The following is a 21436-nucleotide window of genomic DNA, read 5'->3' on the forward strand; positions in this document are numbered from 1 at the left end:
GCAAAAGCAAAAATTGGTGTAGTAAATGTGTAAAAAATAATGACATGTTAATCCCGATAATAATGTAGTCATAAAGATCACATTAACGCTTCGTTCTTGGGTCAGGGCCCGTTACGTCCCAGGTCCAGGTGGTACTTGTTGGCGAGCGCGTAGAACGTGGGGCGGGTGATGCCCAATAGTTCCGCGGCCTGGGAGACGTTGCCGTTGGCGTAGCGCAGCGCCCGCAGCAGCGCCTGGCACTCGGCGTTCTCCCGCACCTGGCGCAGGCTGAAGGGCAGGGGGTCCGCGTCGCCGGGTTCCAACTCCAGCTCCTGGGCGGTGATCTGTTTGCCCTCGGCCATAATCACCGCCCGTTTGACCCGGTTCTCCAGCTCACGGATGTTGCCGGGCCAGGAATGCGTCTCGATCGCCTTCAAGGCGTCGGCGGAGAACGACAGCACTGTGCGCCCGTGCTGCTGGGCGTAGCGGTCCAGGAAGTGGCGGGCCAGCACCACGGCTTCGCCGTGGCGTTCACGCAGCGCCGGGATGCGGACGGTGACCTCGCTGACGCGGTAGTAGAGGTCTTCCCGGAACGTGCCTTCCGGGATCAATTTCTGGAGATTCCGATGGGTGGCGCATACCACGCGCACGTCCACCGGAATCTCCTCCCGCCCGCCTACCCGCATGATGGTCCGCTCCTGTAGAAAACGCAGCAGCTTCGCTTGCAGGGAGAGCGGCAGATCCCCGATCTCATCCAGAAACAGGGTTCCGCCGTGGGCGTTCTCGATATGTCCCTGGCGCCGCGTGGCGGCGCCGGTGAAGGCGCCCTTTTCATAGCCGAACAGCTCGCTTTCCAGGAGCGTCTCCGGAATCGCGGCGCAGTTGATGGCTACGCAGCGATGACTGGCACGCGGGCTCAATTCGTGCAGGGCGCGGGCCAACAACTCCTTGCCGGTGCCGCTTTCCCCCACCAGCAGGGTGCTCACGTCTGCCGGCGCCACCTTCTCGATGGTATTGCATACCTTCAGCATCTCGGGGCTGGTGGCAATGAGGCCCGCCAGGGGAGAGTCCGTGCCGCCGCGGTGCCGGGCGTTGGATTCCGCTTCGAGTTCATGGAGCCGGTAGGCGCGCTCCACGATGTAGCCCAACAGTTCGGCATCCACCGGCTTTTGGCAGAACATCCAGGCACCGAGGCTGATGGCGCGCACGGCGTTGTCACGGTCGTTGTTCCCGGTCACCACGATCACCTTGGTATGGGGTGCGAGCGCCAGCACCTGCTCCAGGGTGGCCAGCCCTTCGCTGGCGCCGCCGGGGTCCGGCGGCAGCCCCAGGTCGAGGGTCATGACGTGGGGCTGGTACCGGCGCAATTGCGCGATCGCGGTCTCGCGGTCTTCGGCGGTAATCACCTCGAAGCCCTCGAATGCCCAGCGCAGTGCGCTTTGCAGGCCCGGGTCGTCTTCCACCACCAGCAAGGTCTTCTTTTCCGTGTTCAACCGATACCCTCCGTGTAGTTCCCGGACTCCGTCTCCGCAACGTCGCTCAAGCAGGGAAGCTCGATGCGGAACCGGGTCCCCTTGCCGGGCGCGCTGATGACCGTGAGGTCGCCGCCCAGTTCATGCACGTACTCGCGGCTCTCGTAGGCCCCGATCCCCATCCCGGTGTCGCCCTTGGTGGTGTCGAAGGGCCGGAACAGCCGGTTGCGTACGAACGCCGGGTCCATCCCCGCGCCGGTGTCCTCGATGGTGATCATCGCGCGCGCCCCGTGCCGCGTCAGGGTCACGCGCACGGTCCCATCCTTCGGCGTGGCCTCCTGCGCGTTCTGGATGAGGTTTTGCGCCGCGGTGAGGAGCCGGTCCCGGTTCGCCATGACGTGAATCGGCGCGGATAAACCGTGAAATGTGGGTACCGGTTCCACGCGGGAGCGCTCCGTTACCGCCTCTTCCAACAGCCCGCCGAGCTCCGTGGGTTGCGATCGCGCGTCCGCGAGACCGGTGCGCAACAGGCCCATCAGACGGTTCATCCGTTCCACCGAGTGGGCCATGATGCGTACTGCGTCGTCGATGAAAGCGGGGTTGTGCTTGTGCCGGGACGCGCTGCTGACGACTAGCGATTGCTGCGCGATCAGGTTCTTCAGGTCGTGAAGTAGCAGCGCGGACAACCGATTGAAGCCCTCGAACTGCCGGGCCTCGGCGAGCGCTTCCAGGGTCTCCAGCTGCGCGAGGTGGCTCGCGGCTTGGCAACCGGCGGTCTTCAGCAGATCGCGGACCTCCCAGTTGAAGGACACATCGGCACGGGGTTGGGTCAACACGATGAAGCCGCACAGCTGGTTCTGGTCGATCAACGGCACCACCACCCAGGCCGCGGACAGGCCGCCTATCCAATCCGGCAGATCCAATCCCGCATAGAGTTCCGGGTTGGACTGGTATTCGTCCAGGTTGACCACCCAGCCGCGCTGGCGCAGGAACGCCATCAGGGAGGCGTCGGCGGGTTCGACGGCGTTTTCAGGCAGGGCGAGGTTCCAGCCGGTGGTGGGGGCCATGGAACCCGATGCGCGGCGCATCCACAGCAGCCCACCGGGACTCTCCACGATGGCGGCGATGGCGCGAATCACGCACTCGCGCGGATCGGCGTGGGCCTTGCAGCTCGATAGGGTATTGGTGAAGCGCAACCACTCTTCGCGGTAATCATACCGGTAGTTGAAGAAATGCTTGCTCAGGAACACCTTCGTGCGGGCTCGGAATTGGCCGGAGAACAACAGCGCGATGAGGAGTATGCCGGCACCGACGAAGAACACGATCTGGATCAGCGGGCCCCATGCCCCGCCGAACACCTTGATGTAATAGCCCATGGCAGCCATGACCAGCAGGTAGGCGCCGGCGCCCAGCAGGGTGGCGCTGTGGTAGACCACGCCACGCGAGACGAACACATCCAGGGACCATTCGGGATTACGCGCCGCCGACACCGCGATCAGGGGCACCGCCAAGGCGTCCACTGCCCCGCGGGCCGCCCAGAGTTGGGGGTCGATATGACTGAACAGCAGGGCGTCGGAGTATAGATAGAAGTCGTAGGCAAATAGACCGCCGATGCCCAGGCACAGAAACTTTATCGCCCAGCGGTGCTCCGGCGGGGTGTTGCGGAACAACAGTTCCACCAGCCATAGTCCGCTCACGGACAGCAACACCTCGCCCGCCAGCACGGTCTTGGTGTACAGCGCCGCTGTCAGCCCACCCGCCCGGAACAACCCGTGCAGCGCCGGGGTGAGAGTGATGAATACCAGCAGGGCATAGACCAGGACGCTGACCGTGCGCAGACGCGTGCCGGCCTGCATCCGCCGCAGGAGGTACAGCAGGAACCAGAACCACGTCAGGTAGCGCAGGCTCGACAGGGCCTGCGCTAGTGGTTCGCGCGGGATGGCGTAGGTGGGATGCACGGCCAGCGATGCCGACCAGAGGGCGGTCGCGGCGGTGGCGGCGATCAGCAGCGTGCCTTGCGCACGGCCCCGCCAACCGGTTACCAGCACCAGGGTCAGGAGAAAAAAGAAAAACGCCCCGGCTGAATAGCTGCCGATGCCGATACTGTTCATGGACAAGCTCGCCGGTCCCCCGTTGCGCCTGTGCCTGTGACCGGTGGGTGTGCCAATCCTGATCCCCCGGCTGCGTGCCGTCCCCGCCGACATGGACTATTGGTGTAGGCAGTTTAATCATCAACGGCAGGGTGTACCAGCGCACGTCGGTGATCTATCACCACGGTTGGACTGCAGCATCGCGGTCGCGCCGGCCCGCATCTGGGCTTGCCTTGGGCGGGGATGACGCACGGCGCGGGCGGGGCCAGTCAGCGCTGGGATACCGCCGCCGGCGGGTTTGCTGAGGCGGATGGGGCCAGTGGCACGGCGCCGGGGGTGAGGAACTTCTGGTTGGGGTCGCCAGCACCCAGGGCCACTGCCAATACCAGATAGGCCACCAGCGCCAGGGCGCCGTTGCGGATCAGAGACTGTTCCTGGGTGCGGGCCAACCCGAACCTGGGGCGGATCAACCCTGCCACGGTCAGCAGGGTGAACACGGCGCTGCACCCGGCAGCGACGATCACTACGATGTGCATGACGCTTTTGTCCTAAGGTTGGGGGACGGCCCACGCGCCGAGTCCGGCGCAGTCCCGGTTTATGTCCAGCGCATCCCGTGGCCCGTCGCGGTGGGGTGGCGCCAGGGCCAGGGCGCCCACGTAGTCGGAACCGAGCTCCAAGGCCTCCAGCCTCCAACCAGCGGGACCGGGGGCCTGGAAACGCGCCGGCTTGTCTGGGGCGAGAGACACGCCGACCCGGCGCAGCGAACCGGTCAGACCTTCCCCGGTCGCCTTGAGTACCGCTTCCTTGCGGGTCCAGCCATTCAGGAACGCATGGGTACGCAGCGCCGGCGGCGTGCGTTCCAGCTCCGCGATTTCCGTCGCGGAGAACAACCGGCGTGACAGGCCCGCGACGTTCACGGACCGGTACCGGTACTCGATGTCGATGCCCAACGGCCGCGCGCGGCTGAATGCGCAGGCACACAACTCGTGGGAGTGGGAGAGATTGAACTCCAGCCCTTGTGGGTCCGGTCCCCCACTCAACCCTGGTTTTCCGTGGCGCGCGTACCGGAATACGAGTTGGTCCGCGGGCATGTCCAGATAGGCGCCGAGTAGCAGGCGCAGCGCGCCGCGCGCCAGCAGGAAACGGGCACGGTGGTGCGAAAAACGCAGGCGCGTCATCCGCCGCTGTTCGTCCGGGGCCAACAGCGCGTGCATCCGTTCCAGCACTCGATCCGGTGCGCGCAGCGGGATCTGCCAGACCTGGGCGGAGGTGCCGGTGAGGCGGCCGATGCAAGGGCGGCCGCGGAACCCGGGGGACAGCAGTTCCTCCGGCTCGGCCGCGAACGAGGTGATCATGGTTTGACCGTCGTGAAGCGTAACTCTATGATACCGCGGGATCCTGCCGGATACCGGACCGGTTCAGGGTAGCGCGTCCGCGGCACCGGGTCCACTGTCGCGCGCTGGGCTAGGCCGATGACCCGGCGGGGACGCGACGCCGATTGTCCAGACCAGGGTCGAGGGTCCGTGGGAACCGTTCTGAAGCTCATCTCCCGTCTTCCGCTCCCGGTCCTCTACATGCTGGCATGGCTCGTCTATGCGCTGAGTTATCACGTGTTCCGGTTCCGCAAGCGCCTGACCTGCTCGAATCTGCGCGATGCATTTCCGCAGATGGGCCAGCGCGAAGTCCGCGTCATCGCCAAGCGTTGTTACCGCCAGTTCGCCGATGTGCTGGTGGAAACCGTGAAATCCATGACCATCCAGGAGTCGGAGATCCGCCGCCGGGTGAGGATCGCGAATCCGGAGGTCCTGGAAGGGTTGCGCGGTGCCGTGGCCGGTCAGGCCGTGCTGTTCCTTGCCGCACATCAGTGCAACTGGGAGTGGTTGTTGCTGGCCAGCCGGCTTGTATGCCCGTTCCCGGTGGACGCGGTTTATAAGCCCGCCCGCAATCCCATGATCGACCGGCTCCTGGTGGAGCGGCGCGCGCGGTTCGGTGGCAGCCTGATCCCCGTGGATCGGTTCATCGCGGAGGTCATGCGCCGGCACGACGGACCGCGCGGGTTGGCGCTGGTGGCGGATCAGACTCCCCGTGTGGAGGAGGACAAATACTGGACCCGCTTCATGGGTCTCGATACCGCGTTCTATGTAGGGCCACAGAAGATCGCCGCCATGAAGAAGGCGCCGGTGTATTTCGTTGCGATGCGCCGGCTGCAGCGCGGCTATTACGAGGTTTCTTTCGAGCGGCTGGCGGTCCCGCCCTACTCGATGGAAGACCACGATGTGGTGGAGGTCTACGTGCGGGCGGTGGAGCGCCAGGTACGCGCCGCTCCGCACGACTGGTTGTGGATGTACAAGAAATGGAAATACCGCAAGCCACTTTATGCGTGAGCCGCGCGGGCCGTCGGCGGCGATCGCGGCACCGTGCGGTGGACCGGGCGTTCAAGCCCCCGTCCAAACCCCCGTCCAAACCGGTTGAGTCCAGCCACGGGAACCTCGTGGCTTGCGCCATGGTTTCCGTGGCCATTTCTTTAACGATACGGGCGCCAAATAAGCGCCATTCGTCCTAACCCCATTTCTTACCGGTGCTCGTCGCGCGGGCGCCGCGGCGCCCGCGCCGGGGCGGGTTCCGGGTCGCGCGGTGGGCGGCTGCGAATGTGCGCAGCGAGCTGGGCGATCGTGGGGTAGTCGAAGAAATCGGTGATCTCCAGGGTGTCCGGATAGCGCTGTTCGATCTCCTCGTAGATGCGGGCCAGTGTCAGGGAACTGGTGCCGAATTCGAAGATATTGTCGTGCAGTCCGATCGGGACCCCATCGATGCAACGGCGGCAGATGTCCTGGAGGTTTTGTTCGACATCGGTGCCGGATCCCGCCGCGTCATCGGCGCCGGGGCCCATCCGGGTAGCCAGATCCTCCAGCACCGCGGCAAACTCCCCGGCCGCGTAGCGCTCCGCCAACTGGTAGCGTTGAAATTTCCCGCTGGTGGTCTGGGGAATCCGCGATACCGGAATCACGCATGCGCGCGCCAAGCCGAGCTGTTCCGTCAACGCCTGGCGGACGCGTCGCGCCACCGGGACGAAGCGCTCGGGACCTTCCCGGAACGTCACGAAGATCAACAGCTCTTCGGCGCCCGTCGCGGCGTCGGGTACGCCGCAGGCTGCGACCCGTCCGGGTGCCAGAGCGGCGTGTTCGCAGAGCAGCGCTTCCACGTCGTGGGGAAATAAGTTCTGCCCGTTGACGAAGATCACTTCCTTGGAACGCCCGATGATCGTCAGTTCACCGTCGTCCAGAAACCCCAGGTCTCCGGTGTTCAGCCACCCGTCCGGCGTATAGGCACTGCGGTCCAGTCGTTCGCGCCCGTAGTAGCCGGCCGTTACGTTCGGCCCGCGGATGAGCACATGGCCGATCACCCCCTCGGCGACATCTGTCCCGGCCGCATCGCGCAGAGTCAATTCGCAGTCGCGGATCGGTCGGCCGACACACGGGAAGGGAACCGCGCTGGGATCACCCTCGGCGCAGCGGCGCACTGGGCCGCCTGCCTGAAGGGAGTCGCGCCCGAGCCAGTGGACCCGTAGCGCGGCGCCCGGTTCAGCGAAGGTGACCGCGACGCTCGCCTCTGCGAGCCCATAGACCGGGAACATCACCTGTGCGCCCAGGCCGTAGGGGGCCATGCGCGCGAGGAATTTGCGGCATAGCGGCACCGAAATCGGCTCCGCGCCGTTGGTCACCAGCCGGACCGCGGAGAGATCCATGCCCTCCAGTTGCGTCGGGTCCACGGACTTTAGGAAGAGCTGGTAGCCGAAGTTGGGCGAGCATAAGACCGTGGATCGCTTCTTCGCGGCCCGGGTCAGCCACAGGTGGGGGCGCCGGATGAACATTTCGGTGGCCATCAGCACGTGGTCGATGCCGCACGCGGTCGGAGTCAGATGAAGCGCAATCAGACCCATGTCATGGGTCATCGGCATCCAACTGAACGCGGAATCGTCCGCGCCGAGGTGAATCCCCGCGATGATGGCGCGGATGTTGGTCAGGAGGTTGCGGTGGGTCAGGACCACGCCCTTGGGCGCGCGGGTGGATCCGGAGGAGAACTGGATCAGCGCCGTCTGCTCGGTGTTTGGCGACGCTTCGGCTCCCGGGTGGGTGGTATCGGTGATCCGGTCCAGGAGGACGGCGCGCGCGCGCATCGTGTCCAGCGCAGGGGCGTGGCCCGTGTCCCGCGCAAATCCCGCGTAGCGTTCCAGCACCGCCTCGGTGGTGCACAGCCAGGGCGTTTCCAGCGCCGCCCAGATTCGCAACAGTCGAAGGCGGTTACCAGGGGTATTGGCCACCGCTACCGGGACCGGAATGAGCCCGCCGAGCTGGCAGGCCCAGAAGGCGTCCACGAATTGCTCGTTGCGGTTTACGAGCAGGATCACATGGGCGCCGGGTGCCATCCCGGCGTTCTGAAAATGATGCAGCAATCCGAGCGCCCGCGTATACACCTCCCGGAACGCGACCGTGCGTTCCGGGGCGCTGCTGTCCAGATACGTGATGGTGCCCGCAGTGCCGGCGGCGCGGCGCAGTACCGCGGACAGAGTATCGCAGTCGGTCATTGCCGAGGCTCTCTCAATGGGTGCGCAGCGCCGGGATCATGAGCAGGTCATCGCGGGTGCGCAGATTGACTTGTGGCTCCAGGATCACCGGCGTATCGTCCGCGCGGCGCAGTTGCAGCGCCTGGGCGATGGTCCGCAGATGGATCTCCATTTCCATCATCGCGAACAACTGGCCCACGCACTGCCGGGGTCCGGCGCCGAAGGGCAGGTGCGCGTACCGGTGACGGGCGGTGGCTGCGGCGGGGGCGAAGCGCTCCGGTCGGAACGCCTCGGGCTCTTCCCAGAAACGGGGATGGCGGTGCACGAGATACGGGGAGATGAACACATGGGTACCCAGTGCCACCGGGTAATCGCCGATGCGGTCCTCAGCGACCGCGCGGCGCGTCAGCAGCCAGCCCGGTGGGTACAGGCGCAGCGCCTCCTCCAGCACTTGGCGCGCGTAGGACACCGCCGCGCCGGTCGCCGCCGCAGTGGGTGTTTGGGCGTCGCCCTGGGCCCCGAGTTCCGCGTGCAAGCGCTGTTCGGCCCCGGGATTCCGGGACAACAGGTACCAGGTCCAATTCAAAGTGCTGGCGGTGGTCTCGTGCCCGGCCACGATCAGGGTCATGACTTCGTCCAGCAATTCCTTGTCGGTCATGGCGGCGCCGGTTTCCCGGTCGCGCGCGGCCATGAGCATGGCGAGCAGGTCGAAATGCTCCCGCCCTTCGGCGCGGCGCCGCTGTGCGCAATCCAGGACCAGCCGGCCCAGGGATCGGAACCGCGCGGCGAAGCGCAGATCCCGGGACGGCTCCTGGGTCAGTATCGCGAATGGGTTGCCGCCCACGGCCGCGGCTATTGCCGGCAGATCGGTACCGAACAGGGAACACAGGACGATCTGCAAGGCCAGATCACTGGTGTCCCGGGTGACATTAACTGGTTCCCCGTTGCGCGCCGCCAGGCTCCAGCGGTGCAGCAGGTCCCGGTTCGCGGCCCATACCGTCTCCTCCAGCCCGGTGACCACGCGGCGGTGGAAGGCCGGCTGGATGAGGGTCCGCTGGCGGCGCCAGAATTCACCTTCGCTGACCATGATCCCGTTGCCCAGCAGGATCTTGACGCGCTCAATGCCGATTCCCTTCACGTAGTGCCGGTGCTGGTTGACCAGGATGCGTTTGACGTCATCCGGATGGTTGACGACATAGATCGGGGCGGGTATGCGAGGCGAGCGCAGGCGATAGATGTCACCGTAGGTGTGGAACCAAGCCAGCAACTGGTCCAGGGAACCCTCCGGGAGATCGAGGTCGAAGGGTTCGTCGGGGCCTGGTGGAGCCGGCAGGAGGATGGGCGATGCAGGCATGGCAGATCAGGTCGGCAAGCCGTCTGCGCGGATCGGCAGGTGTGGGCATGCGCCGGGGGCCGCCGGGCAGGCGGTTCCAGCCCTGGGGCGTCGCCGGGGATACAAAAGCGGATGGGCGGGGCTGGACGGGGTCACGATTCCCAGGTGCGAAGCCTAGTTGACGGGCGGGGCCGGGGCTTGCGCGCTATTATCCCCGAAACGCCTGCCGGAACAAAGGGGCACCGGCCCATGCTGGCGCGCCTGGGAATCGGGTCGCCAACCCGAATCACGTTCGACGGACCGTGCATCCTTTGTTGCGCCTGCGCCAACATGATTGATTTCACTCCCCGCTGGCTCGCGCCCGTTTTTGGCAGCGGATACATAGACCCGGATGCCGGCTTACCCGCTTACTCACTTCGTATGCTGGTGCAGTCGGGTCCACGATCCGGCGCAAGATGGCGCCCCGGCGGAGCAGAGGTGCGTGATGCTACACGGGTGTTCGTCGATGAGTGCCGCGGCGCCTAGCGCAGGAGAACAGTGAAATATGCGGGCTAGATCCCTGATGGTGAGTTTGGCGTTGGTGTCCGGGCTGGTGGTCCTCTGCGATCACTATGTCGACGTGCCGGTGGCCCGGTTCTTCGACCGGCTCTTGCAACTCGATCCGCGTTGGCGGTCCTATACCGGCAACATTCCCGACCTGCTCCAGTTTTTCGTGCTGGTGGCCACCGCGTTCAGCTGGGCGGGCTATTGGGTCCTGTCGCGGCGTGGGCGGGGTTACGAGGCGCGGTTCCTGCGGCTGGCCGGTACCTGTATACCGGCCAGCTATGTGGCCAAAGAAGTGCTAAAGCTTGTCTTCTCACGCAGCAATACGCGCGCATGGCTGGCGCACCGGGTGTCCTACGCCTTCCATTGGTTCCACGGCGGGAGCGGACTCAACGGGTTTCCGTCTGGCCACATGGCGGTCTTTACGGCATTGGGTGCTGCCCTGTGGCTCTATTACGGACGTTACCGGCCCGTTTACGCGGCGGGCCTCTCGGCGCTTGGCCTGGCCTTGATCGTGACCGACTACCATTTCGTCAGCGATGTCATTGGAGGTTTCTACTTGGGCGTGCTGGTCTGTCTGTATACGCAGCGTTGGCTGGGTGATGGCGAGGCGCAGGGATGACCGCGCGGCCCGGTTCGGGACTCTGCGCGGTTCGGTTCCAGCGATACCCCGCGACCGGTGCATGAGCGCCCCCGGAGGCATGCGCGCGGTTGGGGTAAGGCAGGATTTGGGGTACCATCCGCACAGCAGGGGGTAGTTCAATAAGAACGAACGCCGGGCCACGATCCGGCGAAAGGCCTTGGATGCGATTCACGGTGTTGGTGGCATGCCTGCTGGTCCCGTTTGCGGCCGTTGCGCAGGGGAGCCAGGGGGAAGGTGCGGGGACGTGGAATGGGGGCGTGGCGTTCTCCGTGGCCCAGTTCCATTACGACGAATTCGTCAACAATGCCGTGTTGGATCGGGAGACCGGCGCGCTCCCGGGATTCGTCACGACCCTGGGGTATACCCGTGGCCGCTGGCAGGCGGAAGGCCGGCTTGGGTACCGCCGTGGCACCGTGGACTACTATGGCCAGACCCAGGCAGGCGCGGCGGTGCAGAGCCGTACGGACGCGGCGATCCTGGATTTTTCCGTGCGCGGCGGGTACCGGTTGCCGGCGTTGGGCCGCTGGCGGTCCTCCGTATACGGCGGGCTGGGGTACCGGCGTTGGGAGCGGGACATCCACTCCACACCCCAGGCTTTCGGTGTCGCGGAGACCTACCGCTGGGGCTACGGCTTTGTGGGTGGCACCGTGGGCCTGCCGCTGGACGCCCGCACGACCGTGATACTGGATGGGCGCGTGACACGAAGTTTCGCCGCACAGCTCGGGGTGGACTTCGGCGGCGTGTTTGACGGACAGACCCTGGGGGTCGAGGATCGTTTCGCCGGGCGTCTCGGCCTGCGTTTCGATTACCGGTTACCCAACGGTTGGGCAGTGGCGGCAGGTCCCTACGTGGAATGGTGGAACCTGGGGCAGGGGGCCAGCCAGCCCCTCAGGCAGGGAGGTGCGCAGGTGGGGTCGGTGTTCGAACCGCGCAGCGCGACCCGGGTCATTGGCTTCGAGGTCGGTTTGAGACACGCGCTCTGACCGGATGTGGAATAAGCTCGCCGGGTTATTTTCAACTGCCTGCGTTCCCCGGGAGCGTTGCGCGCATGGGACGGCGCCAGTCACCACGGGTTAGCGTGGATCAGGTGTCTTCAGTCGCGACGCCAGAAACGCCGGGATGCGCTCCTCCAACCAGTAACGGGCGCGCCATGGGACCGGGCCGTACACGAAGCCCACATGGCCGCCGGCCTCTTGGATCTCCAGTTGTACCGATGCGGCGCATTCCGTGGGCCCGGGAATGGCGTCGGGGGTCAGGAACGGATCGTCACGCGCCTGCAACACCAGTGTCGGAATACGGATCCGCGCGAGATATGGCCGGCTGCTGCAGCGTCGGTAATAGTCGTCGGCGTCAGTGTAGCCATGCAGGGGTGCCGTGATCCGGTCGTCGAAGGCCCGGAAGGTCCGGCAGTTGGACAGACCGCGCAGATCCAGCGGGCTCGGGACCGTACGGAACTTTTCCCGCACCGAGCGCCGCAAGCGCCGCACCAGCGACCACTGGTACACGCGCGAGAAGCCGCGTTCCAGGCGTTGCGCCGATTTTGCCAGCTCGAAGGGTACCGATACCGCGACCGCGCACCGTAAGGGCGCGTCGACGCCCTGCTCGCCGAGCCACTTCAACAGCACGTTGCCACCCAGGGAATAGCCCACTGCCGCGAGCGGCACGTCGGGTTCCCGTGCCCGCAGGTGTTCGACCACGGTCTGCAGGTCACCGGTTTCCCCGGAGTGATAGCTGCGGGGCAGGCGGTTGGGGGTGCCGCTGCAGCCTCGGAAGTGCATCACCACGGCGCGCCAGCCGCGCCGCTCGATGGCCCGCAACAGTCCCAGCGCGTAGGTGGAATACGCGCATCCCTCCAGTCCGTGGAGCACCAGCACCGTCGGGCCGGCGCCTGCGGCGGTCCACGCCAGATCCAGAAAATCCCCGTCCGCCAACTCCAGGCGTTCCCAACGCAGCGCCACCCGCGGCCGCGGGCGCAGGCGGTTGGGCCAGAGGGTCTGCGAATGGGGTCCTGGCAGCCACCAGGCGGGTATGAACGGTTCCAGGGCGATGATGACCTCGCGTAGCAGGATGGGGCGTCGGGTGCCGCAGCCGATTATAGACCGCGCCGGACGCCTCGGTCAGGCCAGTGCGCTGGGCCGCACCGCGTCTCCGCCCCGCCAGCAAGGGGATGACCGTCGTGGTGGCGTAGGCCACCCGCGCGCGCACCGCCACCGTATCGGTGAGGAACCGCGCCGGGGCCCCGGGATCGGCCCGCGAAACGTCGATCGGTGCGTGGCGGTTGCACGGAAGTTGTCGCGCGCGGGACGATGACCCCGTGGCGTTTTGTCAGCGCCAGATGCCGCGGGCTCAGTGCTGCGCGCGCGCGGTGACGAGTTGCTCCACGACGCCCGGATCGGCGAGGGTGGAGATATCCCCCAACTCGTGGAACTCGTTGGCGGCGATCTTGCGCAGGATGCGGCGCATGATCTTGCCGGAGCGGGTCTTCGGCAGGCCCGGCGCCCATTGGATGACGTCCGGGGTGGCGATGGCGCCGATCTCCCGGCGCACCAGGTCCACCAGTTCCTGGCGCAGGGCGTCGCTGGGTTCCACCCCTTTCACCAGGGTGACGTAGGCGTAGATCCCCTGGCCCTTGATGTCGTGGGGGTAGCCCACCACCGCGGCCTCCGCGACGCCTTCGTGCAGCACCAGGGCGCTCTCCACCTCCGCGGTCCCGAGCCGGTGGCCGGAGACGTTGATCACGTCGTCGACCCGGCCGGTGATCCAGTAGTCCCCGTCGGCGTCGCGGCGTGCGCCATCGCCGCTGAAATAGCGTCCCGGATACTGTTTGAAATAGGTGTCGATATAGCGTTGGTGATCGCCGTAGACGGTGCGCATCTGCCCGGGCCACGGGAAGGTGATGACCAGATTGCCGCTCGCCGCGCCTTCCAGCTCGGTGCCGCTGGCATCCACGATGGCGGGCCGGATCCCGAAGAACGGACGGGTAGCCGAGCCGGGCTTCAATCGCGTGCAACCCGGCAGCGGGGTGATCAGGATCCCGCCGGTCTCGGTCTGCCACCAGGTGTCGACGATGGGGCAGCGGGTGCCGCCGACGACGCGGTAATACCACTCCCAGGCCTCCGGGTTGATAGGTTCTCCCACCGAGCCCAGCAAGCGCAGGCTGGCGCGGCTGGTGGCCTGGACCGGCGCGTCGCCCTCGCGCATCAGGGCGCGGATCGCCGTGGGCGCGGTGTAGAACAGGTTCACCTGATGCTTGTCCACCACCTCCCAGAACCGGGAGGGCGTCGGATAGGTGGGCACGCCCTCGAACATCAGCGTGGTGGCGCCGTTGGCCAACGGCCCGTACACGATGTAGGTGTGGCCGGTGACCCAGCCCACGTCGGCGGTGCACCAGTAGATGTCCCCGTCGTGGTAGTCGAACACATACCGGTGGGTGATGGCGCCGTACAGCAGATAACCGCCGGTGGTGTGCAACACCCCTTTGGGTTTGCCAGTGGAGCCGGAGGTGTAGAGGATGAACAACGGGTCCTCGGCGTCCATCTCTTCGGGCGGGCAATCGGCGCTCACGTCCGCGGCCGCGTCCTGGTACCAGACGTCGCGGCCGTCCTTCCACGCCACCGGCGCGCCGGTATGGCGCACCACCACCACGCTGTGCACCGCCGGACAGGATAAGAGCGCCTCGTCGGTGTTGTCCTTCAATCGCACCGCGCGCGCGCCCCGCAGTCCCTCGTCGGCGGTGATCACCACGCGGCAATCGGAATCCAATATCCGGTCCTTCAGGGACTCCGGGGAGAACCCGCCGAATACCACCGAATGCACCGCCCCGATGCGCGCGCAGGCGAGCATGGCCACCGCGGCTTCCGGGATCATCGGCATGTAGATGCAGACCCGGTCCCCCTTGGCCACGCCGCGTGCCTTGAGCACGTTGGCGAACCGGCAGACCTGGGCGTGGAGTTCACGGTAGGTGATGCGCCGGTCGGTCGCCGGGTCGTCCCCTTCCCAGAGGATTGCCACCTGATCGGCGCGTGCTGCGAGGTGCCGGTCCACGCAGTTGTAGCAGGCGTTGAGCCGTCCGCCCTCGAACCAGCGGACTTGCCCGGTGGCATAGTCCCACTCCAGCACCCGGTCCCAGTCCCGGGTCCAGTGCAGGAAGTGCCGGGCCTGTTCGGCCCAGAATCCCTCCGGGTCGCGGATCGAGCGCTCGTAGAGCTCCTGGTATTGCCGCTCGCTGGAGCAGTGGGCGCGGGCGGCGAACGCCCCCGGCACGTCGTAGACCTTTTCTTCAGACATCCCGGCTCCCCCGATCCCGCGTGCCGCGCCGCTCCCTGGGCGCCCCTTGTCCCGATCTTAGCGGACCCGGGCGTCAAGTTCACCCGTGCATCACGACGCCCGGAGACCGCCAGGCGCCAGCTCAGCGAGGCACCCGGCCCCGGGCGTCGACGGCGCGTACCCGCAGGCGCGGCAGTCGTGCAGGGTCCCAGTGCCCGATCGCCCAGTCCCAGAACGTCGCCACATCGGAGGTCTCCACCTCCGCGGGCGGTTCCAGTCCGAGGAACGCGGCCGCCCGGACCAGCCCTGCCAGTGGATATTCCCAGTCCAGCGCCCCGGCGCCCGCGGACTTGCTCAGTTTTGCGCCGCTGAGGTCGGTGGCAACGGGGACGTGCAAGTATTGGGGCGTGGCGAGCCCGAGGAGGTGTTGCAGATGGATCTGGCGCGGCGTGGAGTAGAGCAGGTCGCTGCCGCGCACGACTTCGGTGATGCCGGCCGCGGCGTCATCCACCACCACCGCGAGTTGATAGGCGAATGGCCCGTCGGCACGCCGCACGACGAAGTCGCCCACCGCGCGCTCCAGATCGACGCGCAGCGCGCCCTGCAGACCGTCCTGGAACGCGATCACCGCCGCGTCAGTGCGTACCCGCAGCGCCCGCTCCGCGCGCCTCGGCGGCAATCCGTTGCGGCAGGTCCCGGGATATACGACACCGTCGGCGCCGTCCCATCCGGTGTCGGCGATCTCCCGGCGGCTGCAGCCGCAGGGGTAGATGTGCCCGCCGCGGGTCAGGTGTTCCAGCGCTGCTTCGTAGGCCGCGTGGTGCCGGCTTTGGTACTGCACGGCGCCATCCCAGTACAGCCCAAAGGCCTCCAGGGTGTGGAGCATCGCCGCAGCCGCCCCGGGTACCTCCCGGGGTGTATCCAGGTCCTCCACCCGTAGCAGCCATTCGCCCTGGTGGCGACGGGCCTGCAGGTAGCTGGCCATCGCTGCCACCAGGGAGCCGAAGTGCAGCGCGCCGGTGGGGGAGGGTGCGAACCGCCCGCGGTAGGTGCCCGGGGCCAGGGGTGGCGGATCCATGCGCGTATTATTCCTGATTGCAGTGGCCTCCAGAATCGGCCAGGGCCGTTGCAGTGCCACTGGCGGACCCCACGGTTGGCCGCACGACGCCGGTCTCGACCGCTCCACGCAGCACAAGGCAGCACAAGGCAGCACAAGTATATATTGTTAATAACTCATTGTTTTCTTACAATCCCTCCGGCCGGGCTGGCGGACGGTGCCGCGCCCGGTAACCCGTCGCGCAGGTATGCGATCACGGGCCCCGACCCGAATAGACGCCGTACCCACCGAGCGGTCCTGCGGGACTCCCGGGATGAAACCCCATAGGCTCTTTGGGAGCCATCCATTCGAAACGATCAACTGACTTGAAGGCGGATGCAGTGAAATCACTATTCAGATCGGGTGCGGTGTTCCTATCCCTGTTGCTGGGCGGGTGTTTGGGCCAGGGGTCGCAACCTACCACCACGCCAACCGGCGTTACGGTCGCGCCGGGTGAATCGCAGGTGGTTCTCACTTGGAACAGCAATCCGAATCTGACGTATTGGGTCTTCTACAGCCAGGGGTCGACTACCGGACTCGGTAACGCCGACCACATCATCAACCAGATCACGTCGCCGTATGACCTGACCGGCTTGACCAACGGCACGCAATACGCGTTCGCCATCACTTCATCGGACAACGGCAGTCAAGTGGGACCGTTTTCGCCGGTTGTCACCGCGACACCGCGTTTGATCGGGCCCACCACGCCTTGGGTCGTTGGCACCCAATTGGTGACCGCGAATGACCTGAACGGTGTGGCGTTTGGCAACAACAACTATGTTGCGGTCGGCAATGCCGCAACGGTGTTCACGGCGCCATTCAGTTACACCAGTCCCGGCGGTGTCACGGCCTGGAGCCAGCCGTCGTCGTTGCCGATCGGGCCCACCGTCAACCTGACCGACGTGGTGTACGACGGTACCCTCTTCGTTGCGCTGGGGGCCGACGGTTCTGTGATCACCAGCCCCGACACCGTCACCTGGACGGCAGCCACGGCCATCGCCGGCGCTAGCGGGATGAACGCGCTGGCCTTCGGCGCCGGCACCTATGTCGCGGTCGGCAACGCAGGGGTCATCTATTCGAATACGAATACCGGCGTTACCGGTGCGTGGACCGCGCGCACCTCGGGGACTGCGCAGAACCTGCTTGGTGTATCGTACGTAAACGGCCAGTTCATCGCGGTGGGCGCCCAGGGCACGCTGCTGACCAGCCCGGACGGCATCACCTGGACGGCGCAGGCCTCCAACACCCTCAACAACCTGCGGGGTGTCGCCTATGGCGCGGGTACCTATGTCGCCGTCGGCGATGCCGGCGCGGTGGTCGCGAGTACCGACAGCGTGACCTGGGTTGCCGCGCAGCCGGTTCCGACCACGCAAAGCCTCTATTCCATCACCTTCGGCCCGGACGCACAGTTCGTCGCGGTTGGAACCGCGGGCAGGGTCCTCTACAGCACCACCGGCGTCAACGGTTCCTGGACTAAGGCGTATGCTGGCATCAACGATCTGTATAGCATTGCGCCGAATTCCGTATTCATTGCTGTAGGCATGGCGGGGGCCAACGTGAGTGCCAAATAGATGACCAAAGGGGACATCCATTAGCCAGGGACCAAAGGGGACAGATTTATATGAGCCTGGCGATTTAGTAATCTGAGGCGCGTGATCCACGCGGGAGAACGCTCTATGCCAAGGATAGGCAGGGTGGTGGTGCCGAATTGTGCCCATCATATTGTGCAACGCGGTCACAACCTTCAAGTGGTGTTTGCTGGGGAAGAGGATTTCAGGTATTACCTCGATACCCTGAAACGCTGGAAGACCGAACTTGGCGTCAAGGTGTACGGTTATTGCCTGATGACCAATCATGTCCATCTGGTTGTTGAGCCGCCCGATGAGGTTGCGATGCTGGGTCGTTTGATGAAGCGGTTGGCGGGGCGGCAGACGCGTTATGTGAATCGGCTTGAGGGGCGGCGTGGGACCCTTTGGGAGAGTCGGTACAAATCAAGTCCCATTCAGACAGAAGCATACCTTCTGTCCTGTTGCCGCTATGTCGATCTGAATCCCGTAAGGGCGCGCATGGTGGCATCGCCGCAGGACTACCGGTGGTCGAGCTACCAGGTCAAGGCTGGGCTGGAGCAATCGTCGTGGCTTGACGAAGATCCCTGCTATTTATCGCTTGGGGAAACGCGTGGGCAACGCTGCGAACGTTACGGAGCGTTCGTGCGAGCGACGATTCCGAAAGGCGAGTGGGATCTGATCCGGCAGGCGGTACAGCGAGGTCAGTTGACTGGGAATGGTCGCTTCATCGACGAGATCGAGAAAATCACTGGGCGGCGCATTGAGTTCCGCAAGCCGGGCAATCAACCTCGCGAGATGCGCGCCAAATAAATCTGTCCCCTTCGCTTGGAAGCGCTATGCGGTCCGCCTAGAGATGTGCTGGTTCAGCAGGCTTTCGGCAGGGATATCGAACTCTTTGTTCAGCGCTTGAATCATCCTGATGGTTAGTGGGCGTCGGCGTGCAAGGACTTCATAGACTCGGTTCTTCCGCCCAATCGCCGGCACCAGGTCATCAACGGTCAGCCCCTGTTGCTCCATGCGGAACTTGATGGCTTCCACAGCATCCGGCAGATCCATCGGGAAGTGCTTGCGCTCGTAGGCTTCGACTAGGGTAACCAGCACATCAAGCCGGTCGCCGGCGTCCGTTCCGGGTTCCGCCGGCATCAGCGTTTCGATCTCGCGCAGCGTATCGCTGTAGTCGGCTTCGGTCTTGATGGGGCGAATGTTCATGGTGCGCTCTCAGATTGTCTGTGCATCGATTTGGTCATACTGCTTGTGGGTGCCAATAAAACGGATATATAGAACCCGGTAGGGATAGTTGATCCAGACGACCAAGCGGTACTTGTTGCCCGCAATGTTGAAGACGGCACGTCCGTCTTTCAGAATGCTGGCGTTGCGAAACTGCTGCTTCACGTCACCGGGTGTCGACCAATCGGCCCTCACCGCTTCGCGGTACCATGCCATCGCCGGGGCTTCGGCGTCCTGGTAATCCGTGTTGTTGATCCAGAAGGCCTTCAGGGTCGACACGGCGATGATGCACATGGGAACAGGCTAGTCCCAATTTGGGACTACGTCAAGACGGACGTCGGCCAGCAACCCTTTGTATAGCGCCTAGGCGTCTGTCGGACTTAGGACTGATCTACTGCGCTGGTGTGAGAGCGGTCCATTGGGGGCTCTTTTGAATTTCGAGTGGGCTAATACACCACATGCGGGTTGAGTTTCGAGAAATCGAGCTTACCGGCGAGCAGGAACATCACAGTGCGGATCGTGGTGAACCTGCCGTAGCCGCGGGCCTTGCGCTTGGCGGCCTGGAACAGCCCGTTCAGGGCTTCCAGGAAGCCATTGGTTCGTCGGGTCCGCGCTCAGGCGACGATGCCCTCGAAATGGTCCCGGATCATCTGGGCGACCTTCCTCATGGGCTCGACCTTGGAGCGCATGACGTTGGTGCACCACTGCCGGAGCAGGCCGGAGACGACGTTGAGCTGTTTGCGATCGAGGATGCCCGCCGCGTTGGCCTCATCAATGATGCTGGCCTGTCGGCTCAGATATTGTTCCTCGGTACTGGCGCACAGGTAAACGCGTGCCACCCGAAAATCACCATTCACCGCTTCATACCTCTCGACTGTTTCTGCGCGGCAGTAATAAGGCGCACACTGTCTTCATGCTCGAAGGCGTCAGCCTTACGCTGGATTTCGTTGTCGGTCAGGCCATTCGACTTGGCAATGGTCTTCCACGCTTTCAGGGCAGTGCCAATGGCCTTCAAACCATGCTCGACCTGCTTCTTGTCTAAATTGAAGTACGGAGCCATATCCTGGCAGAGTTCCAGGGAGGGCTTCTTTTCACCAGGCAGGAAGGCCAGCGTGTGTGCCCGGCGCGCGTAGGTCTCATGGTTTGGGTTCAAGTCGTAAGCAGGGGAGAGCCGCCAACCCTGGAGATCGCGCAGGAAGGCGTGATTGCGCAAGTGGTCGTCGGTATTGCCGGTCATCGCGTTGAAGACCATGCGCCGCCACAGATCGAAGCTATCCGCTTTCGACTGAGACGACAGGCTGGCCACAACACTGGCCAGTTCGCCATAACTGGCATCCTGACCATCGCGCAGGCCTGCAAGCGTCATCGCCGACGCAAAAGGGATGCGCTCGGTCCCCTGCCGGTCAAATCGTTCCAGTAGCAGAATAGGGCGCTCGGTGTCCTTACCGAGCAGGCGATGGCGGGCTGTTGGGATACCCGCCTTCTGCGCAAGATCCAGCGTGGTCGCCTCCCAGGCGGCCGCGCGCTCGGTATCCTGGCCCGACTGAAACTTTGCGATGCAGAGTGTCTTGCCGTCTTGGACGGCTGCCTTCGGGCGCGCGCCGCCCAGAGATGAACCGGGTCCGAACAGCTGGCGCAGATCCTCTTCGGTTTCCAGGCCCTTTTCCAAGCGCCCGCAGGCCGCTTCCAGTTCCCGGATGTGAATCAACTTGGGGACATTGTGATTGTCAGCCAGATACACATCCGGGCGGCTCACATCAGCGAGCCGCAGCGCACCCATGCGCATGAAGTCGCTGACGCCAAGAAGGTAATCGGTATCGCTGGTAAAACCGCTCCCGGCCCGCTGCTGGACGAGCCGGCCCCAACGGTCGGGGGCAATGTCCTCGAACACACCGGGCAACGCCTGGCTGTGATACGCGAACCCTGGCACCAGGTCCAGGGCCGGGTCGATCTGGAACCCCTTCGCCGTCCATTCCTCGAAATAGGTGAACTGGTAAGTTTCCGTGTCCCGTGTACTGAACACGTCCAATTCGCCCACAAGTCCTGGGCAGGCAGGCCAATCCATGGTGACGCGCAGCTTCATCGCCTTGATGCCCCCCGGATGCGTTGGGGTAGCTCTCGGTCGGAGACGATCTGACCCAACACATCACTTTCACGCGAGAAGATATTGGCTAAGAGTTCCAGCTTCGCCGGGTCGAGGCTGTAGATCGCGGTCGCGTAGGTGCCGATGCTTACGCTGGAGACCCCTTTTTCCATACGGTCGAGCGTCGACCGGGTAACACCCAATCGTTCCGCCATCAGCTCGGCCTTGATCCGCCGCCGCCGCCGGGCGTCTTTGAGGTCACCGCCCAGCTTTTTAAGGGCGCGATCAACAACGTAGGATTTGTATGCCATCTTATTGCACCTTGTACGCTACAATAACTGAGATAGTGTAGCATATATTATACGGTATAGGGTTTGGCGGGGAAAGCAGACCAAGTAGGGTGCCCTAATGAACGTGGCGGGACAGGTCGGCTCATATTATCGCGGGGAACTTTGGCGGGAACTTTGGGATGGCGGGAACTTTGGTGGCGGGAACTTTGGGACACCCACCGAAAGGGGAAGGGGGAAACTTTGGGAAGGGAGAACTTTGGGAAGGAGAACTTTGGGACACCC

The 21436-nt window shown here is 64.8% G+C and carries 18 protein-coding genes and 1 pseudogene; 5 read left to right on the top strand and 14 right to left on the bottom strand.

What is annotated here, in order from left to right; translation table 11 throughout:
• Positions 1 to 101: 101 nt before the first annotated feature.
• The 4 genes from B7Z66_08145 to B7Z66_08160 all read right to left on the bottom strand — a co-directional run bounded on the left by B7Z66_08145 (position 102) and on the right by B7Z66_08160 (position 4896).
• The gene (locus B7Z66_08145; GenBank protein OYV76564.1) at positions 102 to 1448 is read right to left on the bottom strand and encodes a PEP-CTERM-box response regulator transcription factor; all 1347 of its coding nucleotides are present in this window, start codon (positions 1446 to 1448) and stop codon (positions 102 to 104) included.
• A gap of 20 nt (positions 1449 to 1468) precedes the next feature.
• The gene (locus tag B7Z66_08150) at positions 1469 to 3562 is read right to left on the bottom strand and encodes a hypothetical protein (GenBank protein ID OYV76476.1); all 2094 of its coding nucleotides are present in this window, start codon (positions 3560 to 3562) and stop codon (positions 1469 to 1471) included.
• Positions 3563 to 3810: 248 nt separating this feature from the next.
• Complete coding sequence (locus tag B7Z66_08155) at positions 3811 to 4077, bottom strand: hypothetical protein (protein ID OYV76477.1); 267 nt, start codon at positions 4075 to 4077, stop codon at positions 3811 to 3813.
• A gap of 12 nt (positions 4078 to 4089) precedes the next feature.
• Positions 4090 to 4896 carry a hypothetical protein gene (locus B7Z66_08160; GenBank protein ID OYV76478.1) on the bottom strand — a complete coding sequence of 269 codons (807 nt, stop codon included), beginning with the start codon at positions 4894 to 4896 and terminating at the stop codon, positions 4090 to 4092.
• Between the two features lie 117 nt (positions 4897 to 5013).
• Here B7Z66_08160 and B7Z66_08165 point away from each other — a divergent pair, with 117 nt between their 5' ends.
• A complete protein-coding gene (locus tag B7Z66_08165) occupies positions 5014 to 5925 on the top strand; it encodes a hypothetical protein (GenBank protein ID OYV76479.1) in 912 nt (303 codons plus the stop codon).
• Positions 5926 to 6113: 188 nt separating this feature from the next.
• On the opposite strand, the gene B7Z66_08170 is transcribed toward B7Z66_08165, so the two are convergent.
• Positions 6114 to 8126: a hypothetical protein gene (locus tag B7Z66_08170; GenBank protein OYV76480.1), complete on the bottom strand. Its 2013-nt coding sequence runs from the start codon at positions 8124 to 8126 to the stop codon at positions 6114 to 6116.
• A gap of 13 nt (positions 8127 to 8139) precedes the next feature.
• On the bottom strand, positions 8140 to 9459 hold the full coding sequence (locus B7Z66_08175) for a hypothetical protein (protein ID OYV76481.1): 1320 nt from the start codon (positions 9457 to 9459) through the stop codon (positions 8140 to 8142).
• A 523-nt stretch (positions 9460 to 9982) separates the two neighbouring features.
• Here B7Z66_08175 and B7Z66_08180 point away from each other — a divergent pair.
• Positions 9983 to 10603, top strand: a complete 621-nt coding sequence (locus tag B7Z66_08180) for a hypothetical protein (GenBank protein ID OYV76482.1) — start codon at positions 9983 to 9985, stop codon at positions 10601 to 10603.
• 182 nt (positions 10604 to 10785) lie between these two features.
• Complete coding sequence (locus B7Z66_08185) at positions 10786 to 11607, top strand: hypothetical protein (GenBank protein ID OYV76483.1); 822 nt, start codon at positions 10786 to 10788, stop codon at positions 11605 to 11607.
• A 90-nt stretch (positions 11608 to 11697) separates the two neighbouring features.
• On the opposite strand, the gene B7Z66_08190 is transcribed toward B7Z66_08185, so the two are convergent.
• The 3 genes from B7Z66_08190 to B7Z66_08200 all read right to left on the bottom strand — a co-directional run bounded on the left by B7Z66_08190 (position 11698) and on the right by B7Z66_08200 (position 15968).
• Positions 11698 to 12675 (bottom strand): hydrolase, encoded by a 978-nt coding sequence (locus tag B7Z66_08190; protein OYV76484.1) that lies wholly within the window; start codon positions 12673 to 12675, stop codon positions 11698 to 11700.
• A gap of 295 nt (positions 12676 to 12970) precedes the next feature.
• Complete coding sequence (locus B7Z66_08195; GenBank protein OYV76485.1) at positions 12971 to 14911, bottom strand: acetate--CoA ligase; 1941 nt, start codon at positions 14909 to 14911, stop codon at positions 12971 to 12973.
• Positions 14912 to 15032: 121 nt separating this feature from the next.
• Positions 15033 to 15968, bottom strand: a complete 936-nt coding sequence (locus B7Z66_08200; protein ID OYV76486.1) for a tRNA glutamyl-Q(34) synthetase GluQRS — start codon at positions 15966 to 15968, stop codon at positions 15033 to 15035.
• 386 nt (positions 15969 to 16354) lie between these two features.
• Between B7Z66_08200 and B7Z66_08205 the strand changes: the two genes are divergently transcribed.
• Positions 16355 to 17557 (top strand): hypothetical protein, encoded by a 1203-nt coding sequence (locus B7Z66_08205; protein ID OYV76487.1) that lies wholly within the window; start codon positions 16355 to 16357, stop codon positions 17555 to 17557.
• Positions 17558 to 17662: 105 nt separating this feature from the next.
• Positions 17663 to 18364 (top strand): transposase, encoded by a 702-nt coding sequence (locus tag B7Z66_08210; protein OYV76488.1) that lies wholly within the window; start codon positions 17663 to 17665, stop codon positions 18362 to 18364.
• 24 nt (positions 18365 to 18388) lie between these two features.
• On the opposite strand, the gene B7Z66_08215 is transcribed toward B7Z66_08210, so the two are convergent.
• The 5 genes and pseudogenes from B7Z66_08215 to B7Z66_08235 form a co-directional block, all read right to left on the bottom strand.
• Positions 18389 to 18763: a transcriptional regulator gene (locus B7Z66_08215; protein OYV76489.1), complete on the bottom strand. Its 375-nt coding sequence runs from the start codon at positions 18761 to 18763 to the stop codon at positions 18389 to 18391.
• A 9-nt stretch (positions 18764 to 18772) separates the two neighbouring features.
• Positions 18773 to 19075, bottom strand: coding sequence for an addiction module toxin RelE (locus tag B7Z66_08220; GenBank protein OYV76490.1), 303 nt, complete (start codon positions 19073 to 19075; stop codon positions 18773 to 18775).
• A gap of 152 nt (positions 19076 to 19227) precedes the next feature.
• Positions 19228 to 19533: pseudogene (locus B7Z66_08225) on the bottom strand (ISL3 family transposase).
• A gap of 101 nt (positions 19534 to 19634) precedes the next feature.
• Positions 19635 to 20864: a hypothetical protein gene (locus B7Z66_08230; GenBank protein OYV76491.1), complete on the bottom strand. Its 1230-nt coding sequence runs from the start codon at positions 20862 to 20864 to the stop codon at positions 19635 to 19637.
• The gene (locus B7Z66_08235) at positions 20861 to 21175 is read right to left on the bottom strand and encodes a hypothetical protein (GenBank protein OYV76492.1); all 315 of its coding nucleotides are present in this window, start codon (positions 21173 to 21175) and stop codon (positions 20861 to 20863) included. Before B7Z66_08235 ends, B7Z66_08230 begins: the two co-directional genes overlap by 4 nt.
• Positions 21176 to 21436 lie beyond the last annotated feature (261 nt).

This window comes from Chromatiales bacterium 21-64-14 (genome assembly GCA_002255365.1).
Classification (GTDB): Bacteria; Pseudomonadota; Gammaproteobacteria; order 21-64-14; family 21-64-14; genus 21-64-14.

Coding starts and splice junctions, on each gene's coding strand:
- B7Z66_08175 (OYV76481.1), bottom strand. CDS start 9,459: ATGCCTGCATCGCCCATCCTCCTGCCGGCTCCACCAGGCCCCGACGAA.
- B7Z66_08195 (OYV76485.1), bottom strand. CDS start 14,911: ATGTCTGAAGAAAAGGTCTACGACGTGCCGGGGGCGTTCGCCGCCCGC.
- B7Z66_08235 (OYV76492.1), bottom strand. CDS start 21,175: ATGGCATACAAATCCTACGTTGTTGATCGCGCCCTTAAAAAGCTGGGC.
- B7Z66_08210 (OYV76488.1), top strand. CDS start 17,663: ATGCCAAGGATAGGCAGGGTGGTGGTGCCGAATTGTGCCCATCATATT.
- B7Z66_08200 (OYV76486.1), bottom strand. CDS start 15,968: ATGGATCCGCCACCCCTGGCCCCGGGCACCTACCGCGGGCGGTTCGCA.
- B7Z66_08185 (OYV76483.1), top strand. CDS start 10,786: ATGCGATTCACGGTGTTGGTGGCATGCCTGCTGGTCCCGTTTGCGGCC.
- B7Z66_08215 (OYV76489.1), bottom strand. CDS start 18,763: ATGAACATTCGCCCCATCAAGACCGAAGCCGACTACAGCGATACGCTG.
- B7Z66_08155 (OYV76477.1), bottom strand. CDS start 4,077: ATGCACATCGTAGTGATCGTCGCTGCCGGGTGCAGCGCCGTGTTCACC.
- B7Z66_08150 (OYV76476.1), bottom strand. CDS start 3,562: ATGAACAGTATCGGCATCGGCAGCTATTCAGCCGGGGCGTTTTTCTTT.
- B7Z66_08220 (OYV76490.1), bottom strand. CDS start 19,075: ATGTGCATCATCGCCGTGTCGACCCTGAAGGCCTTCTGGATCAACAAC.
- B7Z66_08160 (OYV76478.1), bottom strand. CDS start 4,896: ATGATCACCTCGTTCGCGGCCGAGCCGGAGGAACTGCTGTCCCCCGGG.
- B7Z66_08165 (OYV76479.1), top strand. CDS start 5,014: ATGACCCGGCGGGGACGCGACGCCGATTGTCCAGACCAGGGTCGAGGG.
- B7Z66_08180 (OYV76482.1), top strand. CDS start 9,983: ATGCGGGCTAGATCCCTGATGGTGAGTTTGGCGTTGGTGTCCGGGCTG.
- B7Z66_08170 (OYV76480.1), bottom strand. CDS start 8,126: ATGACCGACTGCGATACTCTGTCCGCGGTACTGCGCCGCGCCGCCGGC.
- B7Z66_08230 (OYV76491.1), bottom strand. CDS start 20,864: ATGAAGCTGCGCGTCACCATGGATTGGCCTGCCTGCCCAGGACTTGTG.